The 20,165-nt window shown below is 73.4% G+C and carries 19 protein-coding genes; 16 read left to right on the top strand and 3 right to left on the bottom strand.

The genetic code is table 11. From position 1 onward, the window contains the following. The first annotated feature begins 155 nt into the window (after window positions 1–155). Window positions 156–998: a cyclase family protein gene (locus tag ABZ808_RS00530; RefSeq protein ID WP_356998839.1), complete on the top strand. Its 843-nt coding sequence runs from the start codon at window positions 156–158 to the stop codon at window positions 996–998. Further along, window positions 995–2,455, top strand: coding sequence for an MmgE/PrpD family protein (locus ABZ808_RS00525; RefSeq protein ID WP_356998836.1), 1,461 nt, complete (start codon window positions 995–997; stop codon window positions 2,453–2,455). The genes ABZ808_RS00530 and ABZ808_RS00525 overlap by 4 nt, the downstream gene beginning before the upstream one ends. 68 nt (window positions 2,456–2,523) lie before the next feature. On the opposite strand, the gene ABZ808_RS00520 is transcribed toward ABZ808_RS00525, so the two are convergent. Beyond that, window positions 2,524–3,411, bottom strand: a complete 888-nt coding sequence (locus ABZ808_RS00520) for a CoA ester lyase (RefSeq protein WP_356998833.1) — start codon at window positions 3,409–3,411, stop codon at window positions 2,524–2,526. A gap of 56 nt (window positions 3,412–3,467) precedes the next feature. On the opposite strand from ABZ808_RS00520, the gene ABZ808_RS00515 reads away from it, so the two are divergent. After that, window positions 3,468–4,175, top strand: a complete 708-nt coding sequence (locus tag ABZ808_RS00515) for a hypothetical protein (RefSeq protein ID WP_356998830.1) — start codon at window positions 3,468–3,470, stop codon at window positions 4,173–4,175. Window positions 4,176–4,189: 14 nt separating this feature from the next. Here the strand turns inward: ABZ808_RS00515 and ABZ808_RS00510 are convergent, their stop codons facing one another. Beyond that, on the bottom strand, window positions 4,190–5,011 hold the full coding sequence (locus ABZ808_RS00510) for an IclR family transcriptional regulator (RefSeq protein WP_356998827.1): 822 nt from the start codon (window positions 5,009–5,011) through the stop codon (window positions 4,190–4,192). Between the two features lie 192 nt (window positions 5,012–5,203). Here ABZ808_RS00510 and ABZ808_RS00505 point away from each other — a divergent pair, with 192 nt between their 5' ends. Genes ABZ808_RS00505 through ABZ808_RS00480 form a run of 6 tightly spaced genes read left to right on the top strand, consistent with a single transcriptional unit; the run spans window position 5,204 to window position 12,518 of the window. Continuing rightward, entirely contained in the window at window positions 5,204–6,157 is a 954-nt protein-coding gene (locus tag ABZ808_RS00505; RefSeq protein ID WP_356998824.1) for a flavin reductase, read from the top strand. A 5-nt stretch (window positions 6,158–6,162) separates the two neighbouring features. Further along, complete coding sequence (locus ABZ808_RS00500) at window positions 6,163–7,440, top strand: acyl-CoA dehydrogenase family protein (RefSeq protein ID WP_356998821.1); 1,278 nt, start codon at window positions 6,163–6,165, stop codon at window positions 7,438–7,440. Further along, on the top strand, window positions 7,437–8,939 hold the full coding sequence (locus ABZ808_RS00495; protein WP_356998818.1) for an aldehyde dehydrogenase family protein: 1,503 nt from the start codon (window positions 7,437–7,439) through the stop codon (window positions 8,937–8,939). Before ABZ808_RS00500 ends, ABZ808_RS00495 begins: the two co-directional genes overlap by 4 nt. A gap of 53 nt (window positions 8,940–8,992) precedes the next feature. Further along, complete coding sequence (locus tag ABZ808_RS00490) at window positions 8,993–9,856, top strand: isocitrate lyase/PEP mutase family protein (protein WP_356998816.1); 864 nt, start codon at window positions 8,993–8,995, stop codon at window positions 9,854–9,856. Then, window positions 9,856–11,061, top strand: a complete 1,206-nt coding sequence (locus ABZ808_RS00485; RefSeq protein WP_356998814.1) for an NAD(P)/FAD-dependent oxidoreductase — start codon at window positions 9,856–9,858, stop codon at window positions 11,059–11,061. The genes ABZ808_RS00490 and ABZ808_RS00485 overlap by 1 nt, the downstream gene beginning before the upstream one ends. Then, the gene (locus tag ABZ808_RS00480; protein WP_356998812.1) at window positions 11,058–12,518 is read left to right on the top strand and encodes an aldehyde dehydrogenase family protein; all 1,461 of its coding nucleotides are present in this window, start codon (window positions 11,058–11,060) and stop codon (window positions 12,516–12,518) included. The genes ABZ808_RS00485 and ABZ808_RS00480 overlap by 4 nt, the downstream gene beginning before the upstream one ends. Before the next feature lie 28 nt (window positions 12,519–12,546). Here ABZ808_RS00480 and ABZ808_RS00475 read toward each other — a convergent pair whose 3' ends face one another. Next, window positions 12,547–12,822, bottom strand: coding sequence for a Dabb family protein (locus tag ABZ808_RS00475; RefSeq protein WP_355597684.1), 276 nt, complete (start codon window positions 12,820–12,822; stop codon window positions 12,547–12,549). A 79-nt stretch (window positions 12,823–12,901) separates the two neighbouring features. On the opposite strand from ABZ808_RS00475, the gene ABZ808_RS00470 reads away from it, so the two are divergent. The 7 genes from ABZ808_RS00470 to ABZ808_RS00440 are packed head-to-tail and all read left to right on the top strand — an operon-like array spanning window position 12,902 to window position 20,150. After that, the gene (locus ABZ808_RS00470) at window positions 12,902–14,542 is read left to right on the top strand and encodes a nitrilase-related carbon-nitrogen hydrolase (RefSeq protein ID WP_356998809.1); all 1,641 of its coding nucleotides are present in this window, start codon (window positions 12,902–12,904) and stop codon (window positions 14,540–14,542) included. A 3-nt stretch (window positions 14,543–14,545) separates the two neighbouring features. After that, complete coding sequence (locus ABZ808_RS00465) at window positions 14,546–15,352, top strand: oxidoreductase (RefSeq protein WP_356998806.1); 807 nt, start codon at window positions 14,546–14,548, stop codon at window positions 15,350–15,352. Continuing rightward, complete coding sequence (locus ABZ808_RS00460; protein ID WP_356998803.1) at window positions 15,349–16,338, top strand: alpha/beta hydrolase; 990 nt, start codon at window positions 15,349–15,351, stop codon at window positions 16,336–16,338. The genes ABZ808_RS00465 and ABZ808_RS00460 overlap by 4 nt, the downstream gene beginning before the upstream one ends. A 6-nt stretch (window positions 16,339–16,344) precedes the next feature. Further along, entirely contained in the window at window positions 16,345–17,616 is a 1,272-nt protein-coding gene (locus tag ABZ808_RS00455) for an aromatic ring-hydroxylating dioxygenase subunit alpha (RefSeq protein ID WP_356998800.1), read from the top strand. Then, window positions 17,613–18,335, top strand: a complete 723-nt coding sequence (locus tag ABZ808_RS00450; protein ID WP_356998798.1) for a hypothetical protein — start codon at window positions 17,613–17,615, stop codon at window positions 18,333–18,335. Before ABZ808_RS00455 ends, ABZ808_RS00450 begins: the two co-directional genes overlap by 4 nt. Continuing rightward, window positions 18,328–19,329 carry a hypothetical protein gene (locus tag ABZ808_RS00445; RefSeq protein WP_356998796.1) on the top strand — a complete coding sequence of 334 codons (1,002 nt, stop codon included), beginning with the start codon at window positions 18,328–18,330 and terminating at the stop codon, window positions 19,327–19,329. The genes ABZ808_RS00450 and ABZ808_RS00445 overlap by 8 nt, the downstream gene beginning before the upstream one ends. Continuing rightward, on the top strand, window positions 19,326–20,150 hold the full coding sequence (locus ABZ808_RS00440) for an SDR family oxidoreductase (RefSeq protein ID WP_356998794.1): 825 nt from the start codon (window positions 19,326–19,328) through the stop codon (window positions 20,148–20,150). Before ABZ808_RS00445 ends, ABZ808_RS00440 begins: the two co-directional genes overlap by 4 nt. Window positions 20,151–20,165 lie beyond the last annotated feature (15 nt).

Raw genomic sequence — 20,165 nt, 5'->3', positions numbered from 1 at the left:
AGGGACGGCGTGCCGCTGTGGTGGACCATGCTCGGCCGCAACAAGCAGACGGTCACGGGCGTCCGCCCGGCGCCAACAACCAGTCCGTGTACGGCGACCGGCTCGGCCTCAGCGCCGACGAGCTCGCCGACCTGCAGTCGAGAGGCGTGATCTGAGTGGGCCCACGCACCGCTGGACCGCAACCCGATTTCGACCCCGGCGCCACCGCTCTGTGGCCGGCGCTGGCTGGGGCCCGGATCATCGACCTGGCCCACCCGATGCGCCGGGGAATGCCCCAGTCACCGAACCACCCGCCGTTCCGGATGGTGATCGAGCGCCGCCACGGCGACCTGGTGCGCGCCGACGGCGGCAGCGCCGCCAACGAGGTCATCATCACCGGCGGGCACGTCGGTACCCACGTCGACGCGCTGGCCCACGTCTCGCAGGACGGATTCGTGCACGCCGGCCGGCCGGCCGGGGCAGCGCAGTCCCACGAAGGCTTCGCGGAGCTGGGCATCGAGACGTTCGACCCGTACGTCGGACGCGCCGTGCTGCTCGACGTCGCCGCCGTGCACTCCACCGCCGTGCTGCCGGCGGGTTACGAGATCACTCCGGACGACCTGGAGCGGGCCGCCGGGCACATTCGGATCGCACCGGGCGACGCGGTCCTGGTCGGCACCGGATGGTCGCGACGGTGGGGCGACGGTGCGGCGTTCGTCGGGCTCGCCGACGGCGTTCCCGGCCCGGGGGTGGCCGCCGCCCGCTGGCTCGCCGAGCGCGCCCCCAGGGTGGTCGGCGGCGAGACGATCGCCTTCGAGCACCTCGCGCCCGGACGAGGCCACGCCACCCTGCCGGTGCACCGGATCCTGCTGGTGGAGCACGGGATCAACATCGTGGAGACGATGAACCTGGCCCCGCTGCTGGACACCGGAGCCCGGGAGTTCCTGTTCGTGCTCAACCCGCTGCCCATCGTCGGGGCCACCGGCGCCCCGGTCCGCCCGTTGGCGGTCCTGCCGTGACGGCGGGCGGAAGCACGGCCGGGACCACGGCCGCGCCGGGCGACGAGCCCACGCTCAGCGCCCGGCTGGCGCGCTTCGCGGTCGACTGCCGCGACCACGGGGTGCCCGACGTCGTCCGCGCCGACATCCCCGGCCGGGTGTTGGACATCCTGGGGCTGGCCCTGGCCGCGCACGCCGACCCGGGTGCCGACGCCGCAGCGGCCGCGCTGCGCTCCGTGCGGCGCTGGGGCGGCATCGGCGAGGCCACCGTCATCGGCTCCGGCGACCGGCTGCCCGCCCCGGCCGCCGCGCTGGTCAACGGGGTACTGGCCCACTCGCTGGACTTCGACGACACGCACCTCCCCTCGGTGTTGCACCCGAGCGCCAGCGTCGTGCCGGCCGCGCTCGCCGCCGCGGAGGCGGTCGGGGGCGGTGCGGCTGCCGACGGCGCGGCCCTGGTCCCGGCGGTGGCCGCCGGGATCGAGATCACCAACCGGCTCGGCATGGCCGGCTACCTGCCCGGAACCGGGGTCAACGTCTACTTCGAGCGCGGCCAGCACGCCACCTCGATCTGCGGCACGATCGGCGCGGCCGTCGCGGCCGGCCTCCTCTACGGCCTGGATGCCGCGGGCATCGGCCATGCCATCGGGATCGCCGCGAGCATGGGCGCCGGCATCCTGGAGGCCAACCGCACCGGCGGCTCGGTCAAGCAGGCCCACTGCGGCTGGGCCGCCCACGCCGGGGTGAGCGCGGCGGTGCTGGCGGCCGACGGGCTGACCGGGCCACCGACCGTGCTGGAGGGACGGTTCGGTTTCTTCGCCGCGCACACCGGCGACTTCACCGCCGACGCGCTGCTGCGCGGGCTGGGCACCGACTGGGAGGTGCTGCGCACCGTCTACAAGCCGTACCCGTCGAATCACTTCACCCACCCCGGCGTCGACTGCGCCCTGGCGCTGCGGGCTGGCGGGCTCGACCCGGCCGACGTCGCCGAGATCGAGCTGGGGGTGGCCGCCCCGGTACTGCGTACCATCGCCGAACCCACCGCCGAGAAGACCCGCCCGCGCAGCGCGTACCACGCGAAGTTCTCCGGCCCGTACACGATCGCGGCGGCGCTGCTCGGCGGTGGCGGCCTGGGGCTGTCGCTCGACGACTTCGTCGGCGAGCTGGCGGCCGACCGGCTGGCGCTGGCGGCCCGCGTCCGGTGCGTGGCCGACCCCCGGGCGTCGGAACTGTTCCCGCGTGCGTTCGCGGCGGTGCTGCGGGTGCGGACCCGCGGTGGAGCCCTCTTGGAGCACCGGGTCGACTCGTCGCGCGGCGGGCCACAGCATCCGTTGAGCGCGGCCGATCTGGCGACGAAGTTCCAGCTCAACGCCGAGCGGGCGATTCCACCGGCGCGGATCGCCGCGCTGCGCGACGCCGTGCTCGGCACCGGGGTGACGCCATCGGCGCTACTCGCGCTGACCGCGCCGGCTCGCTGAGGCCGGACCCGGCCGGCCATGCCCACCGCCGCACCCACACCGACGCCGCGCCGGGAATGCGCGGGCGCCTACACCGCCAGGGCGAGCAGTCGCCGGGCGGAGCGGACCACCGCCTCGTCCACCAGCCGGCCCCGCGCGTCGAGGCAGACCCCCACGCCGTCGAGGACCGCCGCGTCGAAGCGGGCCACCAGGTCAGCCGCCGCCGCCACCTCGTCCGGTGTTGGGGTGAATGCCTCGTTGACCACCGCGATCTGCGCCGGATGAATGCAGGCCCGGCCGACGAAGCCGAGCCGTCGCAGCGCGATCGTCGACGCGCGCAGCGCGACCAGGTCCCGGAAGTCGGTGCTGACCGGTGCCACCGGTGGCTCGATGCCGACCGCCGCGCTGGCCAGCACCACCTGCGAGCGGACGAACAGCAACTCCCGCTCGTCCGGCCCGAGCGTGACACCGAGGTCGGCGCGCAGGTCCGCCTCGCCGAGTTGCAGCCGTCGTACCCGAGGTGCGCGGGCGATGTCGAGGACCGCGACCACGGCCGCCGCCGACTCCAGCAGCGGCACCACGGGGGTCGTGCCCGCCGGCAAATCAGCCGCCGACTCGGCCGCGCCGAGCACCTCGTCGAGGGCGGCCAGTTCGGCGGCGGACTCGGCCTTCGCCACACAGAGCCCGGCAAGCCCCGGCCCCACGACGGCCGCCGCGTCGACGTGGCCCAACGGGCCCGGGTTGATCCGCACCCACCAGGCGACCCCGGGCGGCGCGGCGCGCAGGAAGGCGGCGACCGCCGAGCGGGCGGCGTCCTTGCCGGCCGGCGGCACCGCGTCCTCCAGGTCGACGATGACCGCGTCTGCGCCGCGCCGCGCCGCCTTGGCCAGCTTGTCGGGCGCGTCCCCGGGCACGTACAGGTACGACCTCAACGGCTTCGGGCCCTTCCGCTCGACAACGCCCGGCGATGCGGCCATTGTTTCGACTGCGAATACAGTGTTTCCATTGGTGGTCGAGACGTCAAGGAGGCTTCATGGGACCGCACCCGTACGGCTGGTGGATTCTGCTGCACATCGTGCTCTTCGTCTTCTGGCTGGGCGGGGATCTCGGGGTCTTCTGGTCGAGCCGGTTCGTCCTCAAGCCCGATCTCACGCCGGCCGCCCGGGCCACCGCACTGAAGATCATGGGCGGGCTCGACCTGGGGCCCAAGATCTGCCTGGTGCTCTTCCTGCCCAGCGGCGTCACGCTGATGGCGCTGGACCCGCACGGCGCGCAGGTCTTCGGAATCAACCCGTTCGGCTGGCCGATCGTCGCACTGCTCTGGGTGTTCGCGGCGGGGTGGCTGGCCGCCACGATCTCCGACCACCACCGCCCGGGCCACCGCCGGTGGGTGCGCCGGGCGGACTGGACGGTCCGGATCGTGCTGATCGCCGGGCTGGCCGGGACAGCGCTCTACACACTCTTCGCCGCCGCACCGTTCGGCGTGGACACCAACCCGAAGTGGCTGGGCGGCAAGATCCTGCTCTACAGCGTCGCGATCGCCTGCGGACTGGGCATTCGTCTCACCCTGCGCCCGTTCGGACCGGCCTTCGGCACGCTGATGACGACCGGCTCCACGCCGGAGGTGGAGCGCACGATGCGGCGGGCGATCGACGGCTGCCTACCCTACGTGTGGGGCATCTGGGGCAGCGTGCTCGCGGCCGCGGCGCTCGGCGTGCTGAAGCCGCTCGCGGCGCTGTGACCCGGGCAGGTCGGTCAGGCGCCGCTGTAGCCGAGCTGAGCGGAGATCCGGCCGGTCGCCTCCAGTAGCGACTTCGCCAGCTCGGGCGAGTCCGGCTTGAACCGCCCCACCGGCCCGGCCACGCTGACGACCGCCACCACGTGCCCGTCGTGGTCGTAGACCGGCGCCGCGATCGACGTCGCGCCGGGCTGGCGTTCGCCGCGCGAGGTGGCATAGCCGCGTTTGCGGATGGCCGCCATCTCCTTGCGCAGCTTCGCCGGGTCGGTGATGGTGCGGTCGGTGACCTCGACGAGCCGGTGCCGCTCCAGGTAGGCGTCGAACTCGTCCTCCGCGACGAAGGCCAGGAACGCCTTGGACGAACTGCCGGCGTGCAGCGGGTACGGGATGCCGATGTTGACGTCGAGCCGCAGCTCGTGCTCGGGCACCACCTGGTCGACGTACAGCCGGGTGTCGCCCCGGCGCAGCGACAGCGTGGCGGTCTCGCCCGTCTGGGCCGCCAACGCGCGCAGCTCCGGGCCGGCCATCGCGCGCAGGTCGGTGCGGGCCAGGTAGGCCCGGCCGAGCGTGACGGCCGCGTGGCCCAGTGCGTAGCGACGGGTGCTCGGGTCGACAATGATCAGATCCCGGCTGCGCAGCGCCGTGAGGATGCGGTGCACGGCGGCCTTGGTCAGGCCCAGCGCGGTCGCGATCTCGGTGACGCCCAGGTCCGGTCGCCCGCTGCGCCCGAAGTAGAGCAGCACGTCCATCGCCCGCTCGACCGCCGCGATCGAGCGGGACTGGCCGTCGCCGTCCTCCGCAACGGCCGGTGCCGTCGCCGCGGATGTCCGACTGGTCATGGTTGGGCCTCCACAGCACTGTTCGTTTTTGTCCGGTCTCCAGAGCAGTGTAGGTCGCACGATTCCACCTAGCGAAACAGCGTGTCCGGGGTGTCGCCGGCCGCCCGGACCAATCGACGGTTGACACGGGACACCACCCCTCGTTACGTTTCTGGTAACGGCGTTTCCTGATGCGAAACGGAGAGCCTGTCAGTGTCGGTCGAAAGCATCACGTTCCGCTCGGCCCTCGCCCAGTGGCCCAGTGGCGTCGGTGTCGTGACCACGGTCGTCGACGGCCGACCGCACGGCATGACCGCGAGCTCGTTCTCCTCGGTCAGCCTCAACCCGCCGCTGGTCTCCGTCTGCCTGGGCGTCCACCTTCCCAGCCACGCCCTGGTGGAGCGTGCCGGGGTCTTCGCGATCAGCTTCCTCGGCAAGGGCCAGGCCGGCATCGGCCAGCGCTTCGCCGGCATGCGCCCCGAGATCACCGACCGCTTCGCCGGGCTGGACTGGGTGCACGCCGAGACCGGCTGCCCGGTCCTGGTCAACTCGACCGCCTGGCTGGACTGCCGGATCGTGCACGCCTACCCCGGCGGCGACCACACGATCTTCGTCGGCGAGGTGCTCGCCGCCAGCACCCCCCGGGTCGGCGCCCCGTTGCTGTTCCACTCCAGCGTGTGGAGCCAGCTCGCCGACCCGCTGCCGGAGAGGATCGACATCGCGATCGGGGGCCGGCTCTCCCGCCTGCGCGCGAACACCCTGGCGATGGCCGGCTTCACGGTGCGGGCAACGCCCGGCCCGATGATCGCCGACGCCTTCCGGGCCGGCGGCGAGGATGCCACCCTCGCCGAGCTGGACCAATTGCTGCGCGCCGGGCACACCGCCGTCACCCTGGTCGAAGCGGCCGATGCCAGCCCGGTGCAGGTGCGGGCAGTGCTCGCCGACGCCACCGTGCGCGCCCGGCGCGCCTCACTTCGGGTGCGGCTGCGGACTCAGCGTGGGCTCGGCCTGGTCAACGCCATGGTCGCGATGAAGAGCGGGGTCACCGGCTTCGACACCACCCTCAGCGGACGAGCGGACGCCCTGCGCACCCGCGACCTGGTCTTTCTCGCCCGTCAACTCGGGGTGTCCTGTCCCCGGCTCCCCGCCACCAACCCAGAGGAGTGACCCACATGTCCACCGGCGGACGGCTCATCGACGACCTCACCCCGGCCGAGCAGGATCGTGCGGCCCGGGTGGAGAAGGTGCTGCCCGCGCTGCGGGCCGCCGCCGCGCAGGCCGACGCCGACGGGGTGTTCCCCGCCGCGCACGTCGCGCTGCTGCGCGATGCCGGGCTGCTCGGCCTGGTGGTTCCGCAGGAGTACGGCGGCCTCGGCGGCGGCCTGCGCGACCTCGCCGCCGCCACCTTCGCGATGGGCAGCGCGTGCCCGTCGACGGCGTTGGCCTTCTTCTTCCACAACACCAGCGCCTCCCGGGGCCTGCTGCCGCTGGAGGCGATCGAACGCGGCCTCTTCGACGACGACGACGTCCCCGCCGTGCGGGCCTTCGCCGAGAAGGTGCTGACCCGGATGGCCGGTGGGGTGTGGCTGGCCAACTTCGCCAGCGAGGCGGTGAAGAGCTCGTCGGCCAACATCGCCATCTCCACCACCGCCACCCCGGTCAGTCGCGACGGCGTCGACGGCTGGTCACTCAGCGGCGAGAAGTCGTTCGGCTGCGCCACCGGCGTCGCCGACACCTACCTGGTCACCGCCCGGCTCGCCGGGCACGAGACAGCGGACGGGCTGGCACTGTTCCTCGTGCCCCGAGATGCCGCAGGGGTCGCCTCACGGCCGAGCTGGGACGGCATCGGCATGCGCGGCTCGGCCAACCACGGCATCCGGCTCGACGACGTCTTCATCCCGGCCGACGAGGCGCTCACCGTGCCCGGCGCGTTCGTGAAGATGTTGCAGTGCAGCCGGGGCAGCTTCGTCGGCAACCAGTTGGCCATCACGGCGGTCTACGTCGGCGCGGCGCAGAGTGTCTACGACGACACGCTGACCAGGCTCACCGAGAAGACCTTCGCCGACACCGGCCGGCCGATCGCGGAGAGCCCCATGCACCAAGTGATCATCGGCAATATGACGGAACGGTTGGAGACGGCGTACCTCTGGCTGCGCCGCCAGTTGCTGCTGGAGACCAGCGAGCCGCCGCTACGCTCGCACGCCGAGGTCTACCAGCAGTGGCGGTTGGCGAAGGGCTCGATCTGCGAGGCGTGCTTCGACGTGGCGGTCGGCGCGCTCAAGGCGTCCGGCACGTCGAGTGCCACCATGAACGGGCCCGTCGGCCGGGCACTTCGCGACCTGGCGATGGGGCTGGTGATGACGTTCCCGCCGGAGCGCGGCCGGTTGGAGGCGGCCGGCATGGTCACCAGCGACCGGTCCAACAACCTGTTCGCGGCGGTGGCCGGGTGACCTGGCCCCACCAGCCCGACCTGCCCGACCTCGCCGACCTGGTCGACGGGGTCTGGACACCCAGCGACGCGCCGCTCGGGTTCGACCTGGAGGATCCGGCGACCGGGGCGGCGCGGCGGCCCGCCGCCGGCACGCCGCCGGACCGGATCGAGGCCGCCGTCGCCGCCGCCTCGGCGGCGTACGAGGCCGGGATCTGGGCCGCACTGCCGGCCCCCGCTCGCGCCGACGTGCTGGACGGCGTCGCCGAGGCGGTCGAGGGCATCGCGGCCGAGATCTGCGCGCTGGAGTCGGCGACCACCGGCGTGCCGATCCGGCAGACCACACCGCTGGGCGTGATCCTCGGCGGCGCGTTCCGGCTCGCCGCCGCCCAGCTACGGCAGGGCCCGCAGAGCCAGGAGTTCCACCGCGAGGACGGTCGGATCGTGCACGCCGAACGGCTGCCCTGGGGTCCGGCCGTCTGCGTGGTGCCGTGGAACGCGCCCGCGCCGATGGCCGCGCACAAGGTCGCGAACGCGCTCGCCGCCGGCTGCCCCACGATCCTCAAGCCCAGCGAGTACGCCCCATACGGCAGCCAACGGCTCGCCGCCGTCATCGGGGCCGCGCTCGGCACCTCCGGCGTACCGGCCGGGGTGTTCCAGCTCGTGCACGGCGGGGCCGAGGCCGGCGCCGCCCTGGTCAGCGATCCCCGGATCCGGGCGGTCTCCTTCACCGGCGGGCTCGCCGCCGGACGGGCGGTCGCGGCGGCCTGCGCCTACGACATCAAGCCGGTGCAGCTTGAGCTCGGCGGAAACAACCCGCTGGTCGTGCTCCCCGACGCCGACGTCGCCGATGTCGCCCGGGCCGCGGTCGACCTGCTCAGCACCCTCAACGGGCAGTGGTGCCGGGCCCTGGGTCGGCTGATCGTGCCCGCCGACCGGCACGACGAGATCGTCGCCGCGATCGCCGACCGGCTCGCCGGCCTGGTCGCCGGCGCGCCGTTGGACCCCGCGACCGACCTCGGTCCGCTGGTGCACTCCCGGCACCTGGCCCGGGTATTGGCCGCCCGCGACGCCCTGCTGGCCCACGGCGGGACCGCGGTCACCGGCACCACGCTGCCGGCCGCCGGACCGCTGGCCGGCGGGAACTTCCTCGCCCCGACGCTGGTCACCGGCGTCGCCGCGGCGCACACAGGCGACGAGATCTTCGGACCGGTGGCGGCGGTGCACCGGTACGCCACGGTGGACGAGGCGGTGGCGCTGGCCAACGGCACCTCGTACGGGCTGGAGGCGTACGTGCTCGGCGCGGACGAGGAGGCCGCGCTGGCCGTGGCCCGCCGGATCCGGGCCGGTGAGGTCAAGGTCAACGGCTCCTCGGTGCTCAGCCTGCACCTGTTCAGCCCGCGCCCGGCGTTCGGGCTGTCCGGGTACGGCGAGGAGGGCACCGCCGAGACCCTGCGGTTCTTCACCAACCCGCGGGTCGTCGGCGTCGAGGGCGGCTTCGCGCTGCACGGCCGGTCATGAACCCGGGCGACACGGTCCCGTCGAATGCGCCCCCGGTCGCGCCCGGCGGCGCGGTGACCGCACGCCCGGCCGACGTGCTGCGGGCGCTGCTGGGCGGCGCCTCGCCGGTGCACGCCCCCGGCGTACACGACCCGCTCACCGCCGCGCTGGCCGCCGAGGCCGGGCACCGCGTCGTGCACCTGTCCGGTGCGGTCTGCGCCGCGGTCGAGCTGGGCCTTCCCGACCTGGGATACCTGCACGGCACACACGTCGCGGAGCGGGCCGCGCGGCTGGTCCCGGCGCTGGCCGGCGTGCCGCTGATCGCCGACGCGGACACCGGCTACGGCAATCCGCTGCACGCGGTCTGGACCGCCCAGCGGTACGCGGCGGCCGGCGTCGCCGGGCTGCACCTGGAGGACCAGGTCAGCCCGAAGCGCTGCGGCCACCTGGCCGGCAAGGAGCTGTTGGACATCGCGGGTGCGACGGCGAAGATCCGGGCGATCGCCGAGGCGGGCACCGGCCTGGTGCTGATCGCCCGCACCGACGCCTACTCGGTGGCCGGCCTCGACGAGGCGATCGAGCGGGCCGGCCGGTTCGCCGAGGCCGGCGCCGACGCGGTCTTCCTGGAGGGTGTGGACACCGCCGAGGAGTTGGCGGCGGTGCGTACCGCGCTGCCCGGCGTACCCCTGGTGGTGAACCGCTCGGAGGCGGCTGGTGTGCGCGCCTTCCCGCCCGACGACGCGCTCGGCGCGCTCGGGGTCCGGGTCGTGCTGCACCCGGTCGCGCCGATGCTGGCCGCGCTGCGCGCGGCTGCCGCCGCCTACGCCGCGATCGGCCGGGACGGTCACGCCGACGCGGTGCCCCGGCTTGCCTGGTCGTCGTTCACCGCGCTGGTCGGCCAGGACGACGCGCTGACTCTCGATCGGAGGTACGCCTGATGCACGTGCTGATCGCCGGAGCGGGGCCGGTCGGGCTGACCGCGGCGCTCGCGCTGGCCCGTCAGGGCTGCGAGGTGACCGTGCTGGAGGCCGGTGACGACCTCGCCGCCGAGTCCCGTGCCTCCACGTTCCACCCGCCGACGCTGGAGATGCTCGACGCGTTGGGGGTCGGTGTGGACCTGTTGGCGCGCGGGCTGGTGGCGCCGACGTTCGCCTACCGGGACCGTCGGGACGGGCTGATCGCGGAGCTGGACCTCTCGGTGCTCGCCGCCGACACTCCGTACCCGTACCGGGTGCAGTGCGAGCAGTCCAAGCTGACCCAGATCCTGCTGACCCACCTGGCCCGGCATCCAGCGGCCCGGGTCCACTTCGGCTGGCCGGTCGACTCGGTGCGGCAGGCCGCGGATCCGGCCGAAGGCGGCGTGGTCGCGGTCGCCGAGGACGGCCGGGAAGTGGCCGGCGACTGGCTGATCGCGGCCGACGGCGCCAGTTCCGCGGTACGGCGGGCGCTGGAGCTGCCGTTTGACGGGATCACCTACCCCGAACGGTTCCTGGTGGCCTCCACCGACGAGGACCTGCCTGCGCTGCTCGGCCCGCTGGCGTACGTCAACTACGTCTTCGACCCGGTCGAGTGGTCGGTGCTGCTGCGCACGCCGGAGCACTGGCGGGTGCTGCTGCCCACCCCCGAGGACACCCCCGACGCCCACGAGCTGGGCCGGCTCGACGAGCGGCTGCGGGCGATCGCCGACCCGGGCCGGCCGTGGCGGGTGGCGCACGCCAGCCTGTACCGGGTGCACCAGCGGGTCGCCACGGCGTTCCGGCAGGGGCGGGTGCTGCTGGCCGGCGACGCCGCGCACGTCAACAACCCGCTCGGCGGGCTGGGCATGAACTCGGGCATCCACGACGCGGTCGCCTACGCGCAGGTGCTGGCCTCAGGCCGCACGGCACCGGACGACGGGGAGCTGGACCGGGCGGTGACGACGGTGGCCGACGAGCGGCGCCGGATCGCCCTGACGTACGTGCAGGAGGTCTCCGACCAGAACTACCGCCGGATGCGGGTCACCGATCCGCAGCTGCGCTCCGCGCATCTGGCCGGCCTGCGCGCGCTGGCCGAGGATCCGGCGGCCGCCCGGGCGTATCTGCTGCGCAGCTCCATGATCGCCTCGCTGCGCCCCGACTCCGGGCAGCCGGTGGCGCGGGCATGACGGCGCCAGACGACGGCCCGGTGATCGAGCGGGAGAACCCGTCCAGGGTCACCGAGCTGGTCGGCACGGTCGGTGTGAGCGGGCCAGAGCGGGTGGACGCCCTGGTCCGCCGGGCCGACGCCGCGCAGCGGGGCTGGGCGGTCACCGGCATCGCACGGCGGCTCACCGCGCTGGCCGCCGGCGCCGACGCGATCGCCGGACGGTGCGAGGCGCTGGCCGAGTTGCTGGCCCGGGAGTCGGGCAAGGTGCTCGCCGACTGCCGCGGCGAGGTCGGGTTCGCCGCCACGTACCTGCGCTGGGTCGTCGAGCACGCCCCGGCGGCATACGCGGAGCGGGAGATCGACGACGCGGCCGGCCGGCTCCTGCGGCTGCCCCGGCCCTACGGGGTCGTCGCCGCGATCACGCCGTGGAACGCGCCGATCATCCTCACCGTGCTCAAGGTGGCCCCGGCCCTCGCCGCCGGCAACGCGGTGGTGGTCAAGCCCTCGCCGCTTGCCCCGCTGGCAGTCTCGGAGGCGCTGCGCCTGCTCGCCGGGGCGTTGCCGGACGGGACGCTGGCGGTCGTCCACGGCGACGCCGCAGCCGGAGCGGCGCTGGTCGGGCACCCGCTGGTGCGCAAGGTGGCGTTCACCGGCGGCAGCGCGGCGGCCCGGCAGGTGGCAGCGACGGCGGCCACCCAGACCACGCCGGTCGTGCTGGAGCTGGGCGGCAACGACGCGGCGATCTTCCTGCCCGACGCCGACCTGGACGCCGAGCCGATGCGCCGGCTGGTCCTGGCGAGCTTCGCCACCAGCGGCCAGGTGTGCATGGCGGCGAAGCGGCTGTACGTGCACCGCAGCCGCCGCGACGATTTCGTGGCGGCGTACCGGTCCGCCGCAGCGGAGGTGCTGCGCGTCGGTGACGCGCTCACGCCCGGGGTGAGCATGGGCCCGGTCGTCTCGGCGGGCGCCGCCGCCCGGATCGAGCGGATCGTGGCCGCGGCCGTTGACCGGGGAGCCACCGCGCTGCCGCTGGGCACCGTCGACGGCGGCACCGACCTGGCCGGCGGGTACTTCGTGACCCCGACACTCGTGCTGGACGCACCGGACGACGCCGAGGTGGTCGCCGGGGAGCAGTTCGGGCCGACGGTACCGCTGTTGCTCTACGACGACGAGGAGGAACTGCTGGCCCGGGTCAACGCCGACGAGCTGGGCCTGGGCGGCTCCGTCTGGTCGGCCGACGAGGAGCGGGCGTTCGCGCTGGCCCGCCGGGTCGAGGCGGGCTTCGTCTTCGTCAACACGCACAACCGCACCGGGCTGTCGCTGCGGGCGCCGTTCGGTGGGGTGAAGCGCTCCGGCTACGGCCGTGAGTACGCCGAGGAGGGGCTGGCCGAGTACGCGCAGACCTGCGTCGTGCACGCCCCCGGCCCGTTCCGGCCCGGTGGTGCCGGGCTGGCCGCCAACGCGTACCCGGGCTGAGGCCGGGCCGCGTCGGGCGGGCCCTGTTTCAGTAGTCGACGACGACGCGGGCCGCGAGGCGCGGCTTGAGCCAGCCCGCCACCTCCAGGTGGGCGGGGTGGGCCTGGTAGGCGCGCAACGCGTCCGCGTCGGTGTGTGTGCTGATCATGCACAGGTCGTAGGAGACCGCGGTCCGCAGCGTGTCCAGGGCGACCGTCAGCGTCGCGATCTCATCAATTGTGTTGGCCAGACCTTCCAGCAACGACTTCGCCTTGGCAGCATCGGCCGAATCGGCGAACTTCATCAGTACCACGTGCGTAAACACCTGTTCGTCCCCCTGTTCCCCAGCGTCGCCCGAGTGTATGTTCTGGAAACAGCGTTTCGCTAGGGGAACCGGAGCGGGCATGACCATCAGGGTTGCCGCCGTACAGTTCGAGGCCGGCCAGGACATCGATGCCAACCTGGCCGCCTGCCTACGCCTGGTCGCCGACGCCGCCGGACAGGGCGCGCAGCTCGTGGTGCTGCCCGAGTTCTGCAACCACCTGGCCTGGTACACCGACCGCGCCCAGGCACACGCCCTGGCCACCCGGCCGGGCGACACGTTCCTCACCGCGATCTCGGCGAGCGCCGCCGAGCACCGGATGTACATCAAAATCAACGTCACGCACGCCTACCCCGACGGGCGCACCGGCGGCACCAACTTCCTCTTCGGACCGGACGGGGCGGTGCTCGGCAGCTGCGACAAGCAGGTCCTGATGGGCGCCGAGAACGACCACCTCGACCCGGCGACCGAGGTCGGACCGGTGCTCGACACCCCGATCGGCCGGATCGGCATGTACGCCTGTATGGAGGGCGTCATTCCCGAGGTCACCCGCGGGCTCATGCTGCGCGGCGCGCAGGTGCTGCTGAACAGTCTGAACTCGTTCGCCACGGATGAGGCCGCGCTGCACATCCCGGTACGGGCCGCGGAGAACCGGGCCTGGGTGATCGCCGCCAACAAGGTCGGCCCGCTGCTGCCCGCCGAGCACCTACCGGCCATGAGCCGCGGCCTCGGCGTGCCGGAGCAGTGGCTGCACGGGGCCGGCGAGTCGCAGATCGTCGCACCGGACGGCACGGTGGTGGCCAGGGGCCCGCGCACCGGTGAGGCCATCGTCATCGCCGACATCGCTCCGGAACGCGCCGACGACAAGCACCGCCCGGACGGCACCGACATCCGCACGGCCCGCCGACCAGAGCTCTACGGCCCACTCGGGGGCGCACCGACCGGTCGCCGCCGGCCGGCCGGCGCGTCGAGCCTGCCGGTCGCCGTGGTCCGGCCGCGGGACCCCGGCCAGGCGGCCGACCTGCTCGGCAAGGCGGTCGCCGAGGGCGCGCTGCTCGGCGTGCTCGCCGAGAACGCCCTCGGCGCGCACGCCGGGCCGGCCGACGTGGCCGCGGCGCTGGCACCGGCACTGCGCGGCACCGACGCGTACGCCGTCGCCACCGCCCACGGCGCCGACGGCCCGGTCGGGCTGCTCATCGGCCCGTCCGGCGTGATCGGCGAGCAGCCACAACTGCATCGGGCCGGCGCGGCCCGTGACGCCGCACGGCCCGGCGACGCGCTGCGCACCTTCGACCTTCCCTGGGGGCGGCTGGCGATCGTGGTGGGCGACGACGCGATCTTCCCGGAGACGTTCCGGCTCGCCGCGCTCGCCGACGCCGATGTGGTCGCCGTGCCGTTCACTCCGCGCGAGCCCTGGGAGCTGGCGCTGGGCCTGCCGGAGCGGGCCGCCGAGAACCGGCTCAACGTGATCGCCGCCGGGCCCCTCGGAACCGGCGCCGCGGTCTTCGCGCTCAGCGCCGACTTCACCCTCTGGACCACCTGGGCCGGACCGTTCACCGGCCGGATCAGCAGCCCGCTGCGCACCGACATCGCCGCCGACCGGCCCGTCACGCATGCCGTGGTGGCCCCGGCGCAGGCGGCGAACCGGCTCGTCTCCCGCCGCACCGACCTCGTCGACGGCCGCCCGTGGCGGCTCGTCCAGGCTCTCACCGAAAGGCGCTGACCCGTGGCCGACACCTTGAAACATGTCGAGGACATGCTCGACGACTCCCCCACGGTCGACGTCCACGAGACGTTCCACCGGTACCAGGTGCTCCTGGATGAGCTGAAGGCCAAGATCGACGCACGGTTCGAGCTGACCCGCGACCCGTCCACAGAGCCGCTGGAGCACTACGGGGACTACCCGAACGGGCCGGGCGGCTCGCTCGCCGCGTACACCGGGCCCGAGGTCGACTGGCTCGTGCGCTCCTGGCTGGGCAACCCGGCGGCCAGCTTCGCCAACCTGCACCTCACGTGCTGGCTGGGCCCGCAGGTCAGGGTGCCGCACCTGGGATTGGCCCTGCTGGTCTGGCCCGGTGGCTGGTTCTACGTCGACTCGGTACCTCGGGTCAACATGGTCGAGCACGGCGACTACTACGACCGGTACTACGAGCCGGTCAACGAGGAGTGGCTACAACTGCGCGACGACCCGGCGTTCAACTACTTCGTCAGCCGGGCCGGGTTCATCCGGGCCAGCCTCTCGCCGACGGCGCACTGCTACTCCTTCGACCGCAGCCCGGAGAACATCGAGAAGGTCAGCCAGCTGACCCACGCCCACGTCGACCGCTGGCTGCGCTGGGTCGACGAGGCCGAGCCCGTGCCGGCCGAGGAGCGGGCCGCGCTCGCCGAGACCGACCTGCGGATCCGCCGCAACATCACCGACCGCGACCCGGCGAACGTGATGGGCGTGCGCTACTTCGGCGAGGAGACCACCAACCGTCTCGTCCGTGCGCTCTGGGGCGGCGACCGCGAACTCCCCCGGCCGTCGGCATGAGCGATCCGCGGCGAAGTGGTGTCCGGTCGCTCTGGTGGGCCGCACGCGTCCCCGGTGCACCAGCCCCGTTCGACACCGCACACCTGCGGGTCTACTACCCGGCGCGGCCCACCGGCTCGGACGCCGAGCGGCTCAGCGGGGTGCTGGCAGCCGATCCGGCCGGGGCGCCGTACCCGGTGGTCCTGCTGGTCTCCGGGGTCAACGTCGGGCAGGACACCTACCGCTGGCTGGCGGTGGAGCTGGCCGCCCGTGGCGTCGTCGCGGTGACCTACGACTGGGTCGGGGTGCTCTTCGCCGGCCTGCACGGGATCACGCCGGGCGTCGACCTGGACGCGGCCCGGCCGGACGGCTACGGCAGCCGGCCGACGAGCCCGTCGCTGCGCCCGGTGCTCGACGCGCTGGCGCAGCTCACCGGACCGCTCGACGGGTTGCTCGACCTCGACCGGGTGGCGCTGGTGGGCCACTCGGCCGGCGGTACGGTCGCGCTGCAGTCGGCGCGGTTCCTGCCCGAGGTCCGTGCGGTGGCCACCTACGGGGCGCACACCATGGTGGCGACCATGCTCGGCTGGCCGGCCGGCACCGTGCTGCCGGCCCAGGTGAACTGCCCGGTCATGCTGCTCGCCGGCACCCACGACGGCGTGATCAACGGCTCCGCCGACCGGTACGGCGAGGACGCGGCCACCCGCGCCGACCCGATCACCCGCACCTTCGACGAGGCGCTGCCCGACGCGGGCGGCACCAACCTGCTGGTGCGGCTGGCCGGCGCCAACCACTTCGGCATCGTGCACCCGCTCGATCCCACCTCGGCGCGCGCCTTCCTCGACGAGGAGGCGACCGCCGAGCCAGAAGCCACCCGCGCGCTCCTGGTCGACCTGCTGTCCGGGTTCCTCGCCGTCCACCTTCGCGGCGAACCGGCCGACGGCTTCGACCGATTGCTGGCACAGCTCGACACCACCTCTTCGATCGCCTCGTTCCGTCGGAGGTAAGCCACCATGCTCAAGAACTTCTGGTACGCGGTCGAGTTCTCCGACCGGGTCACCACCAAGCCGGCCCGGATCACCGTGCTCGGCCAGTACCTGGCCCTCTACCGCACCCCGCGCGGGCGCGTGGTGGCCCTGTCCGACCTGTGTGTGCACCGGGGCGCGGCGCTCTCCGGCGGCTCGACGGCCGGCGAGAACATCGTCTGCCCGTATCACGGCTGGGAGTTCGAGCCGGGTGGGGCGTGCACGAAGATCCCGGCGAACCAGCCCGGCCGGGGCATCCCGAACAAGGCCCGGGTCGACTCATACCCCGTGCAGGAGCGCTATGGCTTCGTCTGGGTCTTCATGGGCGACCTGCCCGAGGCCGAGCGACCGCCGATCCCGGTCTGGCCGGAGTTCGACAACCTGGTGGAGAACGGCGGCAAGTTCCGCGCGGTGACCGGCGAGTTCCTGTGGAAGGCCAACTACGAGCGGATCCTGGAGAACGGCTGCGACATCGCGCACGCGCCCTTCGTGCACGGCGGCGCATTCGGCAACCCGCAGAAGCCCGAGGTTCCCGAGTACGAGCTCGAAATACCCGACGAGTGGTCGGCGTACGCCACGGTCAGCCTGCACCCGCCGCGCTCCAAGGGCCTCTGGTCGCTGATCAACCGCAACAACGCGGACCTGGCCAACCGCCCGCCGGTGGTCACCTCGGCCGGTTGGATGCTGCCCAACATGATCAAGCTGCATGTCCGGCTGCCGATCGGTGAGCTGATCATCTACGACACCAACATCCCGGTGGACGAGACGACCACGCTGGTCAAGTGGGTCGCGCTGCGCACCTTCTTCACCGGGGCGTGGGCCAACCGCAACGCCGTACAGCGCGTCCTCAAGATCTTCTACCAGGACGCCGAGGTGGTGAACAACGTCCGCCCCGAGCTGCTCCCGTTCGACCTCGGTGCGGAACTGCACGTCAAGAGCGACCTCATCGCGGTGCACTACCGGCGACGCCGCCAGGAGCTGGCCGAACGAGGCTGGATGCTCTCCGACGCCGACCGGATCACGGGCGACGTCCCGCGCCGGGAGGCGACCGTCATCCCCTCGCCGGCCCGCCGGGAGAACCCGGAGCTGGCCCGTGCCTGGGTGCACAAGGCCAAGGGCGACCACCCGACCGTGGCGGAGGCGCAGCGGATCGGGCTCAAGCGCATCACCGAGGAAGAGGGCGCCGACGCCGCCGCGGGAGCGCAGGCGCAGGCGAGCCCCGAACCGACCAACGGCGCGACGACGAAGGAGCAGGCATGAGCCTCCCGCTGGAACTCTGCGAGAACGCGGTGGCCCATCTGACCGCCCGGCACCCGCTCACCACGGTCATCGACGAGCCGCTGAGCAGCCCGATGTCGCCCGACCCGGTGGGTGCGCTGCGGGTCTGGCAGGGCGCACCCGGCCAGCCGGTGGCCAAGGTGGTCTACGTCGGGCTGGTCGTCCCGATGATCCGCCTCGACAGCCACATGGTCTTCGCCTTCACCGCCGCCGACAGCGCGGTCCCGCACTTCACGCTGGATTCGGTGTACGGCGGCGACTACTACGCGTACCACCTCGACCTGATTCCCCGGGCCGAGCTGAGCAGCCACCTGCCCTACATGGACGCGGCGTACCAGCCACTCACCGAGGTCTTCACCGAGGCCAGCGCGATGGACGGGCTGAGCCGGGCCGACATCGGGCCGCGCCAGTACGCGCTGATGTCGCCCTGGATGCTGGTCGGCCGGGCCACCGAGGAGGCGTTCCGGAAGATCGGAGCCGCCGTCTCCGCGTACGTCGAGCACTGGTCCACGCTGGTCACCGACGGCCTGCCGACCGACGTGCTGGCTGGCCTGGCCGACACCGACCTGGCCGCCCGGGACACCGCCGTGCGGGTCAACCTGTTCAGCCCCGACGTCGACCCGGTCTGGGCCCGGGTCACCCGGCTGATCGGCGAGCCGGCGACCGACCGGATCCGGGCGGAGCTGATCGGCGATGAGTGAACCAACGGCACCGACGACCGAACCGACGGAGGCCGAACCGAGCGAGTGGCAGCAGCGGATCGCCGGCGACTGGCACGGCCGGCCGTCGCTGTTCACCGCCACCGGCGTCTGGAAGGGCTTCGAGGACATCCGACGCTCGTCGGTCTTCGCCGACGGCGTCACCACCTATTACATGGACGGCGGGCTGGTCGGCGGGGGCGAGTTGGCCGGGCGTTACCGGCTGGGCGCGCCTTTCGCCTTCGGCGTGCTCGACTCCGACGCGGACCGGGTCTACACCGGCCCCGATTTCTTCGGCACCGGCCAGCCGTACGGGTCTTTCGTGGACTCGCACTACTACGGCCCCGGCTGGCAGGTCGACCTGAACACCTGGAACCAGGTGCTGCCCGACGGCGAGACCCAGGTCTACTCGTCCATGCTCTACCAGGGCTGGGCGGTCGTGGGCTGCTTCAACGGCGTCTACACCCGCAGCTTCGACCACGACACCAACCCGGACACCCGGGAGCGGGTGGCGCGGTTCCTGTCCGCCGAGGAGCGGCGCGGTCCGGTGCCGTACATCCTGCCGACCAAGCAGGCCGGCGCGTTCACCGGCAACTGCGAGCTGTGGGGCGCCGACCAGCAGCTGCGCGGCGAGGTCGCCGTGCGGCTCGGCCTGGAGCCGATCGACCTGCTCCGCACCCGCCGGGTGGTGAGCTGGGCCGGTGCCGGGCTGGACCGGCGGTACACGGTCGAGCAGCGCCGCGACGGCGACCGGCTGTTCTTCGAGGGCCCCGACGCCTGGGGCAACGCCCAGGGCTTCGGCCGGGCCAGCTACCCGTCCTGGCACTTCCACGCCGACGGCGGCGACGTATGGAAGGTCAAGGGACGCGAATTCGCCATCGACGCCGAGCCGGGCATGTCCGCCGGCGGGCGCCTCGCCGTGGTGTACGAGCTGTTCCGGGGCAACGTGCTGGACAGCGTCCTGCACGGCCTGCTCACCTGGGAGCCGGCCAGATGACCGCGGTGGTGGTGACCGGCGGCACTCGTGGGATCGGTGCCGGCCTGGTACGCGCGCTGCTGGCCCGCGGCGCCCGGGTCGCGTTCTGCGGACGTAGCGCGGAGTCGGTGTCCACGGCGCTCGCCGCGCTGCCCTCCGACGCCTCGGCGCCGGCCGGCGCCGAGGCGCTCGGGGTGCGTGCGGACGTCACCGACCGCGCCGACGTGGCCGCGCTGTGGTCGGCTGCCGCCGAGGCGTTCGGCGGCGTCGACATCTGGATCAACAACGCGGGCACGAACCATGCCCGCCGCCCGCTGTGGGAGCTGGCACCGGCGGAGCTGGACGGGGTGCTCGCGGCGAACCTCGGTGGGGTGGCCCGGGCCAGCGCGGTGGTGCTCGCCGCGATGGTCGAGCAGGGCCACGGCGCGCTGTGGAACATGGAGGGCTTCGGCTCCAACGGCCAGGCCCGGCCGGGGCTGACCGGGTACGGGGCGTCGAAGCGCGCGGTCACCTACCTGACCGACGGGCTGGCCAAGGAGCTCGCCGCAGCCGGGGTCGCCGACAAGGTCACCGTGCACCACCTCTCGCCCGGCATCGTCGTGACCGACCTGCTCACCCACGACTACCCGCCGGACGAGCTGGCGAAGGCCAAGAAGATCTTCAACATCCTCGGCGACCGGGTGGAGACGGTCACCCCGTGGCTGGCCGACCAGATCCTCGCCGGGGGCCGCAACGGCAGCCGGGCAGCCTGGCTGACCAGCCGCAAGGCCGCCGCCCGGTTCGCCGTCGCCAGCTTCCGCAAGCGCGACCTCTTCGGCGACTCTGTCGGAGGCCCTGGGTGACCCGACGCGAGCACA

Origin of the sequence: Micromonospora sp. NPDC047527 (assembly GCF_040643015.1) — a bacterium.
In the GTDB taxonomy this organism is placed as follows: domain Bacteria; phylum Actinomycetota; class Actinomycetes; order Mycobacteriales; family Micromonosporaceae; genus Micromonospora.
The sequence above is the reverse complement of the archived record's forward strand: the minus strand, read 5'-3'. Positions and strand labels throughout refer to the sequence as shown.

Bases quoted from the DNA above. Each gene is read 5' to 3' on its own strand.
- ABZ808_RS00520 (WP_356998833.1), bottom strand. From the start codon at position 3,411: ATGGCCGCATCGCCGGGCGTTGTCGAGCGGAAGGGCCCGAAGCCGTTG.
- ABZ808_RS00515 (WP_356998830.1), top strand. From the start codon at position 3,468: ATGGGACCGCACCCGTACGGCTGGTGGATTCTGCTGCACATCGTGCTC.
- ABZ808_RS00510 (WP_356998827.1), bottom strand. From the start codon at position 5,011: ATGACCAGTCGGACATCCGCGGCGACGGCACCGGCCGTTGCGGAGGAC.
- ABZ808_RS00500 (WP_356998821.1), top strand. From the start codon at position 6,163: ATGTCCACCGGCGGACGGCTCATCGACGACCTCACCCCGGCCGAGCAG.
- ABZ808_RS00485 (WP_356998814.1), top strand. From the start codon at position 9,856: ATGCACGTGCTGATCGCCGGAGCGGGGCCGGTCGGGCTGACCGCGGCG.
- ABZ808_RS00480 (WP_356998812.1), top strand. From the start codon at position 11,058: ATGACGGCGCCAGACGACGGCCCGGTGATCGAGCGGGAGAACCCGTCC.
- ABZ808_RS00470 (WP_356998809.1), top strand. From the start codon at position 12,902: ATGACCATCAGGGTTGCCGCCGTACAGTTCGAGGCCGGCCAGGACATC.
- ABZ808_RS00460 (WP_356998803.1), top strand. From the start codon at position 15,349: ATGAGCGATCCGCGGCGAAGTGGTGTCCGGTCGCTCTGGTGGGCCGCA.
- ABZ808_RS00455 (WP_356998800.1), top strand. From the start codon at position 16,345: ATGCTCAAGAACTTCTGGTACGCGGTCGAGTTCTCCGACCGGGTCACC.
- ABZ808_RS00450 (WP_356998798.1), top strand. From the start codon at position 17,613: ATGAGCCTCCCGCTGGAACTCTGCGAGAACGCGGTGGCCCATCTGACC.
- ABZ808_RS00445 (WP_356998796.1), top strand. From the start codon at position 18,328: ATGAGTGAACCAACGGCACCGACGACCGAACCGACGGAGGCCGAACCG.
- ABZ808_RS00440 (WP_356998794.1), top strand. From the start codon at position 19,326: ATGACCGCGGTGGTGGTGACCGGCGGCACTCGTGGGATCGGTGCCGGC.